Consider the following 14204-nt stretch of genomic DNA (forward strand, 5'->3'; position numbering starts at 1 on the left):
TCGTCCGCCGCCCCCCAGAAAGACCTTGATGAATACCAAGCGCATGCTGCCTCTCCTCAGTGCTGCCGCCGTCGGTTCTCTGGCCGGCGCCGGCGCCTTGGCACAGGACAACGGGTACTACTACGGGGGACTTTCCGTCGGCCAGTCGCGAGCGAAGATCGACGATGAACGCATTACAGCGGGTCTCCTTGGCGCCGGACTGGGAACGACGTCGCTGTCGTTGAAGGAACGCGGCACGGCCTTCAAGCTCTTCGGCGGCTACCAGTTCAACCGCTACTTCGCGCTGGAAGGCGGCTACTTCGATCTTGGCAAATTCGGCTACGCCGCCACCACGTGGCCCACGGGCACCCTGGACGGCCAGATCAAATTGCGTGGCTTCAACCTCGATCTGGTCGGGACGCTGCCAATCACGGAACGGTTCTCCGTCATCGGCAGGGTTGGCGCACAGGTCGCCAAGGCAAGCGACCGCTTCAGCGGGACCGGTGCGGTCCAGGTCCTCACGCCCAACCCGAGCAAACGCGACACGAACTACAAGGCCGGTCTCGGCATTCAGTACGAAGTCACGCCGTCGTTTCTGATCCGTGGCGAGGCCGAGCGGTATCGGGTCAACGATGCGATCGGCAACCGGGGCGACGTGAACACTTTTTCGGTGACGCTGATGTTCCCGTTCGGCCGCGCGGCCGCTCCCGCATCGCCTCCGGTGGTCACGTCCTCTTATGTAGCGCCCCCGCCGACCGCCGAGCCGCCCCCACCGGTGCAGGTTGTGCCGGCACCGGCGCGCAAGCGTGTGAGCTTTTCCGCGGACTCGCTCTTTGCGTTCGACGCCGCGATGCTGCGCCCGGAAGGCCGTGACGCACTCGACAGGTTCATGAAGGACCTCAGCGGCCTGCGCTTCGATGCGGTGCATGTCGAAGGTCACACAGATCGGCTGGGTTCCGCGGCATACAACCAGCGACTCTCGATGCGGCGCGCGCAGACGGTCAGGCAGTACTTCATTGCACATGGACGCTTCGAGCCGGCGAAACTCGTGGCGACGGGAAAGGGCGAGACCGCGCCGGTGACTCTCCCTGGAGACTGCAAAGGGAACGCCCCGACGCCGACGTTGATTGCCTGCCTTCAGCCTGATCGCCGAGTCGTCGTCGAGGTCAGCGGCGCCACTGATTGAAGCGCCCGCAGGGCCATCGGAGAGCAGCGCGGGAACGCGCCAACCGCGCCGCTGCCTAATGAAGCGAGTGCAGCGGAAGGCTGATGGTGAACACGCAGCCCGAGCCCGGCACGTCGCGCACCGTCAACGTTCCATAGTCCGCTTCAATGGTTTGACGAGCGATCGAAAGCCCCAGGCCCAGGCCGGCCCTGCGGTCGTTGTTGGGAGTGAAGGGAATGAACATCTTTGCGGCGCCACCTGGCGGCAATCCACCGCAATGGTCCTCGACATCGATGAGGACGCAGTCGCCCGATGCGTAGGCGCTCAGGGTCACCATGGAATTCTCCCGGGTGTACTTGAAGGCGTTCTGCAGCAGGTTGGCCAGCGCCGCATGCAGCAGATCGCGGTTGGCCAGGATCGCCAGCGAGGGGTCCACGGCTCGCACCTCGAAGACGGCGCCTTTGCGCGCCACATCGAGCCGGGCCACGAGATCGACATCTGCAATGAAGGATGCCACCGAGAAAGTCTGGCGTTGATCTGCCCCTTCGCCCCTCACTTCGGCCGTGGCCCTGCTGATCAGCAGTCCCAGGGTTGAAAGGCTTCGCTTCAGGACCGCGCCCGTTGCGCCGCTGATGGTCATGTTGCCCAGTTCGAGCGCCCGCACGGCGAGCGTGGCCGTGCCGAGCGAATTGCGCAGTTCGTGAACCAGAAACCCCAGCCGCTGCTTTTCGCCAGCGATCTGCTGCACCGAGATCTGCGCATCGCGTTGCGAGCTGAATTCCGTGACGGCGTCTGCAATGGCGTTGTCCAGGCAACGGTTCAGCGTGCGGAACTCTCCCACGGCAAATGGCGCATCCCTCTCGAATGCAAGGTCTGTGATGGCTTGGCAGAGATCGCCGTAGTCATGAACGACCTGGTCCACGGTATAGCCGAGGTTGAGCAGTTCCTTGCCGTGCGCGGTGGCGCTCACGCCTATTTCCGACAGGGCCAGAGAATCGCCCCCCGAGGGCCCGGAGATGGCGATGCTCACATCCATCTCGTCGTCTTCTTCCGCGGCGAGCGTTCTCGTGAGCTGGTCCAGGAACATGGGCACCCCATGGGCCAGTTGCTCTTCGGTCGCCGCCCGCAGGGGGCGCTGCGCGACCTTCGCTTTGCACCTTGCAACCAGTTCGTCGCGGTTGTTGGAAAGGAAACGGTGCATGAAGACCTCCTTGGTCGGGACACGAAGCGGCCGGGCGGGCCAGCAGCTCGTGCTTCGGAGGCGCGGCGACCACTATAGGCGCTTTAGGCTAGGAAAATCGAAGAGACCATGGGGCATATGGGCGCAATGCAGGACAGCCTGGTTGTGACTCAATCAAGGTGTGCTCTCGGGTGCGCTGCCGATGGAAGATTCCCACCGGAGCACGGGAATATCTACGACACCGTGATTTTGCGCGGCTCACCAAAATCAACGTGCTCATTCGAGAGCTTGGAACCTCCGCCGTGTTGCCCATCGAATATCTCCAAGAAATTGAGCACACGAGCTTTCCCATGGAGGAAGCTGATCGGGCCAGGATCAGATGCATCGAGTTGCTGTGCGCCGTGAGCTACCTCGACGCCACGATCACGGCAGCCGCCAACGGGAGCAGGCGAGCCCAAGTGGCACGGATCACCTGGATGGGACGAACGGCGCTCACCAGCCACCGCAGCAAGCCACAAAGCGCTTGAACCCCGAGGCAAGAGTGACCTCTCGGCCCTGATGCAACCAAACCTCGCCTGAACTTGATTTGGATGATGACTGGCCGGTCATGCCGAATCTCACACCGGCGCGTCGAAGTCACTACGACGAGAAAAACAACAGGTGGCATCCGCAAGTGAAAATTTGCCGTAACCGTGGACCGCGTGAGAGTTGACGACCAAATCTCCAAGCCCGCCTCGCGCGGGCTTTTTCGTGCCCGCTTGTTCAACGAAAACTCTGATGGCCAAGTCCTGTCGTCGCAGCGCCATAAGTCAGCTACGAGTTCATGCGGCTGACTCCATCTGGGAAAGACTTGAGCAGGGCCTCGAGTTCCGCGGGCAAGACGGCATGGCTGAAGAGGTAGCCCTGCATCTCATCGCAACCGTTGGCGCGCAGAAATCCAGCTGCCTCTCGGTCTCGACGTCTTCGGCGATGACCTGGAGGTCGAGCTCGTGCCCCAGGGAGATGATCGCCTTGACAATCGTCTTGTCCTCTTCGTCGCCGGGAACGTCGCGCACGAAAGACTGGTCGATCTAGAGCCTGGCGATGGGAAAGCGCTTGAGTGCGCTCAGGCTTGAATAGCCGGTGCCGAAGTCGTCGGTGGCAAGCTGCACGCCCGTCGCTTGCAGTGCCTTCATCGACAGCAGGGCTTTCTCGAGATCTTCCATGACCAGGCTTTCGGTTGACTCCAGTTCGAGGAACCGGGCTTCGAGCCCGCTGTCCTCAAGTGCCCGGGTCACCTGTTCGATCAAGCTCTGCTCCCTGAACTGCCGCGCCGACACGTTGACCGCGACGCTGAAGGCCGGCAGACCGGCGTCCTGCCAGGCCTTGTTCTGGAAGCAGGCGGTGCGCAGCACCCATTCGCCGATGGGAACGATGAGGCCGGTCTCTTCCGCCAGGGGAATGAATTGCGCCGGCGGTATCAGGCCGCGCTCCGGATGCTGCCAACGGATCAGGGCCTCCACGCCCGTCACCTGTCCCGATGTCATCTGGGCCTGAGGCTGGTACACGAGGTGGAACTCGCCTCGCGCAATGGCATTGCGCAAGCCTTCGCACATGGCGAGCTTGTCGCGGATCGTGCCGTTCATCTCGGCTGCATAGAACTGGAAGTTGTTGCGCCCCGACGCCTTGCCGCGGGACATCGCGGCTTCGGCGTTCACGAGCAAGGCGTCGGCGTCGGTCCCATCCGCAGGATAGGCGGCCACGCCCAGGCTCCCGGTCACTTGGAGCTCTTGGCCCGCGATGCGGATCGGCAGCGCAACGGTCTTCAGAATTCTTTGCAGCGCCGGCGTGACGTCCGTTCCGTCTCCGGGCTGGTCATACAGGATGATCACGAATTCGTCGCCGCCCGTTCGCGCGACCGTGTCCACGCTGCGCAGGCACTGCCTCATGCGTTCGGCCACGAACTTCAGCAATTCGTCCCCGGCCTTGTGGCCAAGGCTGTCGTTGACCAGCTTTGAAGCCGTCGAGGTTGATGAACACCACCGTCATCAGCCGACCGTATCGATCTGCATACGAGATGGCCTGCTTGAGGCGATCCTCCAGCAAGGCGCGGTTCGGCAGCCCCGTCGGCGCGTCGTGGGTGGCTTGGTACTTCAAGGTGTCGGTGCTGCTTTCCAACTGCGCATTGAAGTTCTCGATCGACGCGGCCATCTGGTTGATGATCCGGGCGAGCACAATGCCTACAAGGGTGGTAAAGGCCATGATGGCGATCACGGCCCAACGCGAAAATTGGGCTGCGCGTTCGACGTCGTTGCGCGTTTGAAGCGCGCGGCTTGCCGCCGCGGCGTGCAACGCCTCCAACGACGACTCGATGGCGACTGCCGTGTCGCGACTTTGGCGAACCTCGTGCGCCGAGCCTGGGCGATCTTCCTTGCCGTGCTGCGCGATGAGCGCGAGAACTCCGCTCTCGTATTGCCGCGCCTGGGCCTCGATCCGCTCGACCTGGTCTGTGATGCGCGGATCGGTCAAGATGTTTCGAAGGCTGGCGAGGTCCTCCCGCATGTCCCGCAAATGGCTCTGTACGGCCGGCAGAGCACTCTCGCTCGCCTCGGCCAACGCGGGCCGGTCCGAGGACAGCAGGAGTTCGCTCTCAGCCTCGCGTGCCTTGGACATCGCCAGCGAACTGCGCAGGCTCAGATTCACCATCCGGTTGTCGCTGTTCAGCAGCTTGTCGATGGCCGCCGCGGAACGCTGTTCGATGAGAAGAAAGGCGATGTCGACGCGGGCATCAGCGCGATAACGACGGCGAATCCGAGTGCGATCTCTGCTCGCAGGCTACGGGCTCTTCTCCACGACGAAGGCCGGTCGGGAATCTGCTCAATTGCGACTCGATCCCAAGGCATGGTTGGCAAAGTGCGTCGGGGACGTCGCTCCGCAAGAACAATTGGCTCGTCGCGAATCGTTGATCCGGGCAAGGAGGGGAATCCAGCGGTTCGGTGTATCAACTATGTTTTCGGCCGCCAGCGGCCAAACGGGTGCAATGGCGATGGAAAGTTTTCATGTGCCACAAGAATATCGATGAAATATGGATGGACTCTTTGCTAGGTGCGAGTTGGCGTGCCATTTGAGGGATTCTGGTCTCGATGATCGGTGGCGACGATTTCATCGTGGTGCTACGCCTCCAGGCGGGCTGCCTTCGGATCGGGCGGAGCAGGCCGCGCACCGGCCGGCAGAATCCGCGGTGCGGTTGGCTGTCCACCTTGATGTTCTTGAGCGCCCGTCAGTATTGGTTGATCTCGGTGCCTTCGAAAAAGAACCCGCCCGGACCTCGAGCATCACGCGCGGTTGAGCAGCGGGAGATCAGGTAGCGCTCGTTGTCGTCGGCCAGCAGCATCGAGATCGTCAGGCTGCGTCATGGGCACGGGCCAAGGATGCGTGGCGCATTTCAGGGCGACCTGCGCGGCAAACGGGTGGCGCGAATCAATGTCCTTATTCTGTCCTGTAATACTATTTAGATAGTAAATACAGCGTAAGCAGAAAAACGTGTTCGCTCTGCCGCCGCAAGGATGCCAGGAAATCATCACACTTCTCGAATTTAGCTCGATCCTCCGTCATCAGAGGAACAAAATGGCTGGACGATCGATTTCCACCCGAAAGGTGCATGGCCTGCTTTGGCCTTTTCATCACCGACGGATATTTTGATTGGGCAATGCTTGGAATATGCGAGCTGATCGCAGCTAATTCATTTGGGATCAGTCTTGGTTCCGAATCAAGCCAAGCTCGGTATTTCTGAGAGCTTATGAAAAACAATCTCGAACTCAGCGCCTTAAAGCTCGCCTTCGCATTGATCAACGGACGGATCGCCGCGGGTCAGAACGTTTGTGCCGGCACCTATGCTGATGCAGCGGTCTCGACGGAGACATTGTGATGTCGGCACGCGCCCTACGTTGGGGTGCTTCGCTCGCGGTCCTGTACTTTGCGATTGGCACGGCGGTGGCCGGATCCTTCTCGGTGGATCCGGTCCGCTTAACGCTGACGGCGGGTGCGCCCATCGTCGCGCTGGCCATCCGCAACAGCGGTGCTGAGGCGGCGGTGATCCAACTGGAGCCGACCAGCTGGACGCAAAGGGACGGTGTTGACCTCTACGAGCCCACGCGCGATCTCATCGCCACACCCCCCATCTTCACGCTGCCGCCCCACGGCACGCAGATCGTGCGGCTGGGACTGCGCCGCGCATCCGATCCGCGGGCGGAACTCAGCTACCGCCTCTACCTCGTCGAAGTCCCGCCGCCGCCGCCGCCGGACTTCGTGGGCACTCGCGTCGCCTTGCGGCTTGGCGTGCCGGTGTTCGTAACGCCGGCGACCCCGAGCGCGCAAGCCCTGCAGTGGCAGCTTGTGAGAAGACCCGACAGCAAGCTCGCCATCGCCGCTCGCAACCACGGTGCGCTGCACGCACGCATCCAGTCCGTCTCACTGTCGAGGAACGATGGCGCCGCAGTTTCAGGACAGACCATCGCAGACGATGTGCACGCTGGCCAAGAGCGTCAGTGGCTGATCCAAGGAAGCGCCATGCCGGCGCCGGGTAGCACGCTGCGCCTCTCTGCAAGCACTGAGCGCGGAGAAGTCAGCGCCGATGTCGTTGTGCCGTAGCATCCGCAGCCAGCGGCGGTTTTCGTGCTCTTTCGCGCTGATCGCTTCCCTGCTGGCGCATCCGGCGCTGGCCGGTGCACCTGCCGTCGGCGCTCCAACACTTACGGAGACCTTTCTCGCCGTGCGTGTCAACGGCGAGATGAAGCCGGTCACGCTGCTGTTGCAGGAGCCAGACGGACGCGTCATGGCACGGACCTCCGACCTGGTGCGCTGGCGCTTTGCCCTGCCCCAGGGGAACCCGGTCATCCACGAAGGCGAAAGCTTTCTGTCTCTCGACGCGATCTCCGGCGTGCGCTGGAGCATCGACCCAGCCACCCAGACACTCGCGATCGACACGGTGGCAGGCAACTTCCTTCCGACCATGATGTCGCTGGACGACAGGCGAGCGGCACAGCCGCCGCCGCCGATTGGCGGATTCTTCAACTACGACCTGTCTGCACAGTCGGCCAACCACCGGACGACCTCCGGAGGCCTTTTCGAAGCGGTCGCCTTCAGTCCTTGGGGTTCGCTGGCGACCAGCGCCGTCGTACGCAGTGGCATGGACGGTGAGATCAACAGAACGACGCGGACCGACTTCACGCGTCTGAGCACGACCTGGACGCTCGATCGCCCTGGCGATGCAGCAACCTGGCGTGTAGGTGACACGATCAGCAGCGCAGGCAGCTGGGGCCGCCCTGTTCGCATCGGCGGTCTTCAATACGCCACCAACTTCTCGACGCAGCCGGGCTTCATCACCTTCCCGATGCCCGGCCTCGCCGGTGAAGCGGCACTGCCCTCGACGGTGGACATCTATGTCAACGATTCGCTGCGCATGCGACGCGATGTCCTGGCGGGACCGTTCAGCATCCCACAGCTGCCGGCCCTGACAGGCATGGGCGAGGCGCGCGTTGTAGTGCGTGACCTGCTGGGACGCCAACAAACCCTGGTAACGCCGTTCTATGCCAGCGCGCAACTGCTTCGGCCGGGGCTTCGCGACTTTTCCTATGAGGTTGGTGCGATTCGCTCAAACTACGGTAGCGCGAGCGCCGATTACGGCCGCCTCGTGGCGGTCGCCACCGAACGGCGGGGCCTGAGCGACACCCTGACGGGAGAGTTGCATGGCGAGGTGACCCGGGACCGGCAGGCGGTCGGCGTTGGCGCTGCCTGGCTGTGGCCAGCGGCAGGCGTGTTCACGGCCTCCGTCGCGACAGGCCGAAGCCGCGAGGGTGTGGGCGGCCTGGCTTCGGTAGGGTTTCAGCGCCAGGCTCGACGGCTAAGTTTCGGCGCCAGTGTCACGGCGACCAGCGACAACTACACCGCACTGGGCCTGCCGGCGGATCCGAGAACTCCGAAGAAGCTTGCACAAACCTATGTCAGCTATGCGACGCCGAATGGCGGTGCGTTCGCACTGAACTACATCCAGCAGGATTTTCGCGAACGGCCCGGGGCACAACTTGTCAGCGCGAGTTGGAACATTTCTATCGGGCGCGTCGGTCAACTCGCGCTCGCACTGCAGCGTGATGTGCGTGGGCACCAGACCCGGGTGGCGCTGACATTCAGCCGTGCGCTGGGTGAGGCCACCAGCATGAGCGCCGGCGCGAGTACGAATACCCGAAGCAACAACCGGGATGCGTACGCCCAGGTGCAGCGCAACCTTCCGGCGGGCTCCGGCGTTGGCTACCGCCTCATGACAAGGGGCAGTGGCGACGGCGCACGCAGTGAGGGCAGTGTCCTGATGCAAAGCGACTACGGAACCTACGAGGTTGGCGCCTCAACCTTTGGGGGCAACGCCGCCTACCGGGCCGGGGTGGCGGGCGGCTTTGCCATGATTGGCACCGATGCGTTTGCAAGCCGCACCGTCAGCGAAAGCTTCTCGGTGGTGAAGGTTCCCGGCTTTGCGGACGTGCGCGTTTATGCAGCCAATCAGCTGATAGGGCGCACGAATTCCAGTGGTGCAGCGATGGTGCCGAGACTGCTTGCCTATCAGGCCAACACGATCGGTATCGAGCAGGCGGATCTTCCGCTCGACGCCACGGTTGACGCCCTGACACTCGACGTCGTGCCGGCGTATCGCAGTGGTGTCCTAACGGAATTTCCGGTCCGCCGCTCACGCGGCGGGCTGGTGACGGTATTGCTCGACGATGGCGGCCCGCTGCCCGCAGGCGCGATCGCCCGGGTGTCCGGGACCGAGCAGGAGTTCCCGGCGGGGCTGCACGGCGAGATCTACCTGACGAATCTTCTGAAGGAAAACACGATGGAATTGAGCTGGCGACAGCAGCGCTGCACGATTGAGGCGGTCTTCCCAGAAACGTCCGATCCGCTGCCGCACCTCGGCACATTCGTTTGCCACCGGGTCCGGCGATGAAACGCGCGGCACGCCGGGGACTGTGCGCCCTCGGGGTTTGTCTAGGCCTGTGCGTTGGCTCGGGACCAAGCAGCGCCGCGCAGTGCACGGTGTCGACGACCGGGCTCGCGTTCGGCGCCTATGCGCCGCTTTCCACAGCGCCCAACGACAGCAACGGCAGCGTTCGGATCACTTGCGATGAGGTGACGAGCTACACCATCTCCATCGTTGCAGGCGTGAGCGGCAGCTTCGATCGCGCGATGGCGTCAGGGACGTACCGCCTGAGCTACAACGTCTTCACCGAGCCCAACCGCGCGATCGTATGGGGAGACGGCACCGGGGGGAGTGCGCGCGTCGTTGGTTCAGCGACCTCGAACATTGCGGCAACGGTACCGCTCTACGGTCGCATCCCCGCGCGTCAGAATGTGCGCGCCGGCAGCTACGCAGATACGTTGATCGTCACGGTCGAGTACTAACTGCGCCGCTCGATGTACCGGGTGACTGACATCTCTGTTGCGAACCCGGTCCGGCTTGGAATCGCTCTACGGCCGCCTATCGGAGCGCGACAGCAACCCCTCGTCTGCTACTGACCGCGGGTAAACGTGTCGTCACATCGCGCTCAGCGGCGAGATGGCGACACCTGCGCGTGCAATCTTGGAGTTAGCCATTCAAGAATAATGAGTTCTTTGTCATTCATAACTGTGCAGAACCCGAGGTGGATTCGCCTCTTGCTAGCCCCGTGTATGTACGTGCGTTTGGAGGTGTGGTCGAAACGTGCGAAAAGCCCGCTTTCCACCAGTTAGACCTTGCGTAATCTCGCGTAAGAAGAACATGATCACTTCTCACCCAGCGCCGACGAAAAGGCATGGATTCTCTGAAAACAGCAAACTCGTCTGAAAAGCGGGGATGCAAAGCTTCCGGTCTAAAGAACAAGGGGTTGTTCTACGACAGCGGGGCTGCCACTCGAAGTTGCTCCGAATCGAGCAGCGGCCTTCTTCATTGGCGTCTTCTCTCAGTCCCTTGAGTCGTGCGTTGCTCGCACAAACCGTTTGTGCTGTGTGTATTGGTCGTGCAATTTTGCGCGATCAAATCCGATGCCGCGGCGATCAATCGCTACGGCGCGGTCTGCAACTTAAGGTTCACGATGAAGTCGAAATTCTCTGTCTCGAACGGTGGCGTGTTGCAAGTAGCCATCGCTTCGGCTTTGGTGCTGGCCGGCGCCGGTGTCTATGCACAGCCCAGCCCCCAGAGTAGCAGTATGGCGGTATCGGCAAACGTGGCAGACGCCTGTACCATCAACGCTTCACCGATGGCTTTCGGCACATACGATGCTGTCGCAAGGACGGCGAAGGACGGGGCAGGTTCGATCACCTTGACCTGCACGGCTGGAGCAACTGCCCGGGTGAAAATGAATGAAGGTTTGATGCCATTCACCGGGTCAGCCCCTGGAACACCGCTGCGCCAGATGGCGGCCAACGGAGGGGCGGCGTTGCTGCGGTACAACCTCTTTAGCGACGTTGCCCGGACAGTCGTGTGGGCCGGTGGACCTGGCGTCGGTGCTGCAAGTACCGACGGTGTGGTCACCACTGGCACAGGCATTGCCGTTGTGATGCCGGTTTACGGGCAGATTGAAGCAGGGCAGTTCGCGCCTGCCGGGGCCTACCTTGACACGGTAGTCGCGACGGTAACCTTCTGACGTCACTGCGGCCCCGCAGTTAGGTGGGTTGCTTCTCGCGCTTTCCTCGTAAGGTAGCAGCGTCGGCTACTTTCTTCTTTGTCCGTCCGGCGCGCCTGACCTTCACGGCAAGTCGAGCGGTCGACCATCGCGCACGTCGTTGGAACTGCGAAAGACCGCGGACGAGGCGCTCTATTCGTGTCAAAGAAGCGGAGACGGAGTACGGTCAGCGCGCACGATCGACGCTTTGCTGCTGCGCCGTCGACGCGCCGCCCGGTCCAACGCCGCCTGCAGCAAGGTCAAGTGATAAGCCACGTGGGTGATGTCCCCGGCGAGTCCGAGCCCCGCCGATAAGTCACGAGGGCACACAGAGAGAGCAGCCAGGAGGGGCCGCCCCTCAGGAGGGAAGCTGCAGAGGAACGAATGCTCCGCCAAGGTGAACGTCCTGGACCCAGCGTGAAAGGATGCGCGGCCTGTCGTACACGGCTCAGTGCGTGAATGACCTCATGGGTTGAAAGCGCCAGATCGAGGAGGCTGCCGGTCCAGCCCTTCGGCAAACCATCGAAAGATTGATCTTGCCCCCGTATTTCAGGACACGGGCTATTCGCAATGTAGCGTCTGCTCGATCTGAGCAAGGCGCTGGTGGTCAGCGCGATGCTGCCTGAACTCCCTGGGTGATTTCATCTTCAATGCCGAGTGCGGATGCACCTCATTGAAGTGCTCGAAGGCTGCGGCCATCTGCGCCATCACCGTTCTCGCGTCGACAAGGTCCATGCGGCTGACGTAATCGCGCTTGAACGTGTTCACGAAGCTCTCAGCCATGCCGTTGCTCTGCGGGCTGCACACGGGCGTGTTGACCGGCTTCAAGCCCAGTTGTCGAGCGATCTGCCGGGTCTCGGCCGCGATGTACGCGCCTCCGTTGTCCGAGAGGAACTCCAAGGCGTGAGTCTCGGGGACGCCCTCGATGTCGCCGAAGCGCTTCTCCACGGCCTCGATGAGCATCTCACGCACCGGCTCGCCCGGCAGCCCTTTGCCCTCCCATGCCCGGAAGGCCAGGATCTCGCGGTCGCAGCAGTCCTTGGTGAAGGTCGCGGTCACGGTCTGCCCCGAGTCGCACTTGATCTCGAAGCCGTCCGAGCACCAGCGCATGTCGCTGTGCGCGACGGCCACCTTGCCCTCATGGGGCCGGCTGGACTGGCGCCGCCTCGGCGCCTTCGGCAACAGCAACGCATGGCCCGACATCACGCGGTAGACGCGCTTGGCGTTCACTCGCGGCGCACCGATGGTGGCTCGATGCCGGTTCACCAACGCGCAGGCACGCCGGTAGCCATAGGTCGGCAACTCGGTGATCTGGGCCTTGATCTCGTCGAGCAAGGCCACGGCGCTTGCAGGCGCCGTGCGTCGTGTCCGGGCGTCGATCCAGGACTCGGGGCGAGCTTGCAAGCGATGAATGTTCGAGCGCGCCAATCCAAGGACTTGGCAGACGGCCTTCACTGGCCGTCCCCGTCCAGCAAGGGCGAGCGCGCAATCCACTTTTTTTCGGCGGCGTACTCCACAACTTCCTTGAGGATCTCGTTCTCCAGCGTCTTCTTGCCAAGCACGCGCTGTAGCTTGGCGATCTCGGCACGAGCGGCTGCCAGTTCCGAAGCCGGCACCACAGCCTCGCCCGCCGATACAGCCGTCAGCGCCCCTTGCCGCTCCAGCTTGCGCCACTGGAACAGCAGGCTGGCGGCAACGCCTTCCTGACGTGCGACGAGCGACACGCTCATGCCAGGTTCGTAGCTTCGACGAACCAGTGCGGCCTTCTCTGCAAGGGACCAGCGCCTGCGGCGCTGGTCCCTCATGATCACTTCGACGGTATCCGTATTCCTAGTCGTACTCACAGTCCTACTCCTATCTTTAAAGATAAGCGATAGACCGTGTCCTGTCATTCAAGGGGCCAGCTCAAGATGTTGTGCTGGCTCTTTGTCAGCCTGACAAACAGGTAGCCAGACTCTGCATAGCCGTCCCCATCCATGGGAATGCCGGCAAAGCGCAGCGCCGCCAATTCCTCGGCCGATTCGATATCAGAGGGTAAGCGTAGGGTTACGGTCGCTGTGAGCATGACGAGTTTGGCCATCCGAGTCTTTCTCTCTAAGGCGAAGGTGATGGTGCCCACGCTAGTCACAAAATTGAGACACCACTGTTCGCCAGCGCACCTAGCGTCAAAAATAAAAGTTGACTCGCTTTGTGCGCCACCGTACAGACGCCATGTCACTGGTCGCAGAATCATGAGAACTTTGGAAGCCGCTTCCCGCCATGGTCTTGCCTCCGCGTTCGTCTTCGTTGCAAGCGGCTGCCGCACGCAACGGTCTTCTGGCTGCCATTCCTCCCGAGGTGATGGTCCGCATGGAGCCGTATCTCGAACAGGTGCCGCTGCGTCTCGGGGAAGTGCTCTATGAGTCGGGCGTCGTCCAAGAACACGTGTATTTCCCGACCGAATGCATCGTTTCGTTGCTCTACGTGCTGGAGAATGGGCAATCTGCCGAGATCGCAGTCGTTGGCTTCGAAGGCATGGTTGGCGTGTCGCTCCTGATGGGAGGGGGCAGCACGCCCAATCGCGCGGTCGTGCAAAGCGCAGGTCATGCCTTTCGACTGAGCGCGACCCACATCAAGAGCCTGACCCAGCAAGGCGGGCCGTTGCTGCAGCTTTTGCTGCGCTACACGCAGTCGCTGATCACGCAGATGTCGCAAACCGCCGTTTGCAATCGCCATCATTCACTGGAACAGCAACTGTGCCGCTGGCTGCTGCTGAGCCTGGATCGCCTCCCAGGCAGCGAATTGGTGATGACGCAGGAACTCATCGCCAACATGCTCGGCGTGCGGCGCGAGGGGGTGACCGAGGCCGCGGGCAAACTGCAGCGTCTGAACCTGATCAAGTACGCACGCGGGCATATCACCGTACTCGATCGGCCGGGACTCGAACGCCAGGTGTGCGAGTGCTACCAAGTCGTCAAGCGCGAGACGGACCGGCTGCTGCCGCACCGGCCGCCTCCCTGAACTGGCGCCGTCCTCGCACCTGCAATTTGTGCTGGGTGCGCAGGCGCACATATCGCTCTGGATCGGTCGGCAACAATGCATGCGCAGGTGTGGCATCCCCGCGTACGACTCTGGCTTTTTCCTCTTTTCAACAGGCGGTTGCGTGACTTCAGACTCGACCGCTCCCGCACTCAATCGATTGGTTGAAGCGCTGCCGCCCGCTGACCGTGAACGC

Annotated in this window: 11 protein-coding genes, 1 pseudogene and 1 riboswitch; of the genes and pseudogenes, 7 read left to right on the forward strand and 5 right to left on the reverse strand. The window is 62.4% G+C overall.

What is annotated here, in order from left to right; all coding sequences use genetic code 11:
* The first annotated feature begins 28 nt into the window (after positions 1-28).
* Positions 29-1165: an OmpA family protein gene (locus QFZ42_RS09400; protein ID WP_307700704.1), complete on the forward strand. Its 1137-nt coding sequence runs from the start codon at positions 29-31 to the stop codon at positions 1163-1165.
* Positions 1166-1220: 55 nt separating this feature from the next.
* On the opposite strand, the gene QFZ42_RS09405 is transcribed toward QFZ42_RS09400, so the two are convergent.
* From QFZ42_RS09405 to QFZ42_RS09415, 3 genes and pseudogenes are all read right to left on the reverse strand, one after another.
* The gene (locus QFZ42_RS09405; protein ID WP_307700705.1) at positions 1221-2345 is read right to left on the reverse strand and encodes a sensor histidine kinase; all 1125 of its coding nucleotides are present in this window, start codon (positions 2343-2345) and stop codon (positions 1221-1223) included.
* An 800-nt stretch (positions 2346-3145) separates the two neighbouring features.
* Positions 3146-4264: pseudogene (locus tag QFZ42_RS09410) on the reverse strand (putative bifunctional diguanylate cyclase/phosphodiesterase).
* The gene (locus QFZ42_RS09415) at positions 4179-5009 is read right to left on the reverse strand and encodes a GGDEF domain-containing protein (RefSeq protein ID WP_307700706.1); all 831 of its coding nucleotides are present in this window, start codon (positions 5007-5009) and stop codon (positions 4179-4181) included. Before QFZ42_RS09415 ends, QFZ42_RS09410 begins: the two are co-directional and overlap by 86 nt.
* A gap of 1093 nt (positions 5010-6102) precedes the next feature.
* Here QFZ42_RS09415 and QFZ42_RS09420 point away from each other — a divergent pair.
* The 5 genes from QFZ42_RS09420 to QFZ42_RS09440 all read left to right on the forward strand — a co-directional run bounded on the left by QFZ42_RS09420 (position 6103) and on the right by QFZ42_RS09440 (position 10972).
* On the forward strand, positions 6103-6231 hold the full coding sequence (locus QFZ42_RS09420) for a hypothetical protein (RefSeq protein WP_307700707.1): 129 nt from the start codon (positions 6103-6105) through the stop codon (positions 6229-6231).
* Positions 6231-6953: a fimbrial biogenesis chaperone gene (locus QFZ42_RS09425; protein ID WP_307700708.1), complete on the forward strand. Its 723-nt coding sequence runs from the start codon at positions 6231-6233 to the stop codon at positions 6951-6953. The genes QFZ42_RS09420 and QFZ42_RS09425 overlap by 1 nt, the downstream gene beginning before the upstream one ends.
* Entirely contained in the window at positions 6937-9297 is a 2361-nt protein-coding gene (locus tag QFZ42_RS09430; RefSeq protein WP_307700709.1) for a fimbria/pilus outer membrane usher protein, read from the forward strand. Before QFZ42_RS09425 ends, QFZ42_RS09430 begins: the two co-directional genes overlap by 17 nt.
* Positions 9294-9752, forward strand: coding sequence for a Csu type fimbrial protein (locus QFZ42_RS09435; RefSeq protein ID WP_307700710.1), 459 nt, complete (start codon positions 9294-9296; stop codon positions 9750-9752). The genes QFZ42_RS09430 and QFZ42_RS09435 overlap by 4 nt, the downstream gene beginning before the upstream one ends.
* 396 nt (positions 9753-10148) lie before the next feature.
* Positions 10149-10240: riboswitch (cyclic di-GMP riboswitch) on the forward strand.
* Positions 10241-10345: 105 nt separating this feature from the next.
* A complete protein-coding gene (locus QFZ42_RS09440; RefSeq protein ID WP_307704203.1) occupies positions 10346-10972 on the forward strand; it encodes a Csu type fimbrial protein in 627 nt (208 codons plus the stop codon).
* A gap of 579 nt (positions 10973-11551) precedes the next feature.
* Here QFZ42_RS09440 and QFZ42_RS09445 read toward each other — a convergent pair.
* Positions 11552-12795 (reverse strand): IS3 family transposase gene (locus tag QFZ42_RS09445; RefSeq protein WP_307704204.1). Its coding sequence is split into 2 segments (ribosomal slippage): positions 11552-12498 and positions 12498-12795, totalling 1245 coding nucleotides; the frame shifts between segments, so codons are not numbered across the junction.
* An 83-nt stretch (positions 12796-12878) separates the two neighbouring features.
* On the reverse strand, positions 12879-13070 hold the full coding sequence (locus QFZ42_RS09450) for a hypothetical protein (protein WP_307700711.1): 192 nt from the start codon (positions 13068-13070) through the stop codon (positions 12879-12881).
* 179 nt (positions 13071-13249) lie between these two features.
* Between QFZ42_RS09450 and QFZ42_RS09455 the strand changes: the two genes are divergently transcribed.
* A complete protein-coding gene (locus QFZ42_RS09455; protein ID WP_307700712.1) occupies positions 13250-13990 on the forward strand; it encodes a Crp/Fnr family transcriptional regulator in 741 nt (246 codons plus the stop codon).
* Positions 13991-14204: the final 214 nt, after the last annotated feature.

Origin of the sequence: Variovorax paradoxus, assembly GCF_030815855.1 — a bacterium.
GTDB classification, from domain to species: domain Bacteria; phylum Pseudomonadota; class Gammaproteobacteria; order Burkholderiales; family Burkholderiaceae_C; genus Variovorax; species Variovorax paradoxus_M.

Coding starts and splice junctions, on each gene's coding strand:
- QFZ42_RS09400 (WP_307700704.1), top strand. CDS start 29: ATGAATACCAAGCGCATGCTGCCTCTCCTCAGTGCTGCCGCCGTCGGT.
- QFZ42_RS09405 (WP_307700705.1), bottom strand. CDS start 2,345: ATGCACCGTTTCCTTTCCAACAACCGCGACGAACTGGTTGCAAGGTGC.
- QFZ42_RS09415 (WP_307700706.1), bottom strand. CDS start 5,009: ATGGTGAATCTGAGCCTGCGCAGTTCGCTGGCGATGTCCAAGGCACGC.
- QFZ42_RS09420 (WP_307700707.1), top strand. CDS start 6,103: ATGAAAAACAATCTCGAACTCAGCGCCTTAAAGCTCGCCTTCGCATTG.
- QFZ42_RS09425 (WP_307700708.1), top strand. CDS start 6,231: ATGTCGGCACGCGCCCTACGTTGGGGTGCTTCGCTCGCGGTCCTGTAC.
- QFZ42_RS09430 (WP_307700709.1), top strand. CDS start 6,937: ATGTCGTTGTGCCGTAGCATCCGCAGCCAGCGGCGGTTTTCGTGCTCT.
- QFZ42_RS09435 (WP_307700710.1), top strand. CDS start 9,294: ATGAAACGCGCGGCACGCCGGGGACTGTGCGCCCTCGGGGTTTGTCTA.
- QFZ42_RS09450 (WP_307700711.1), bottom strand. CDS start 13,070: ATGGCCAAACTCGTCATGCTCACAGCGACCGTAACCCTACGCTTACCC.
- QFZ42_RS09455 (WP_307700712.1), top strand. CDS start 13,250: ATGGTCTTGCCTCCGCGTTCGTCTTCGTTGCAAGCGGCTGCCGCACGC.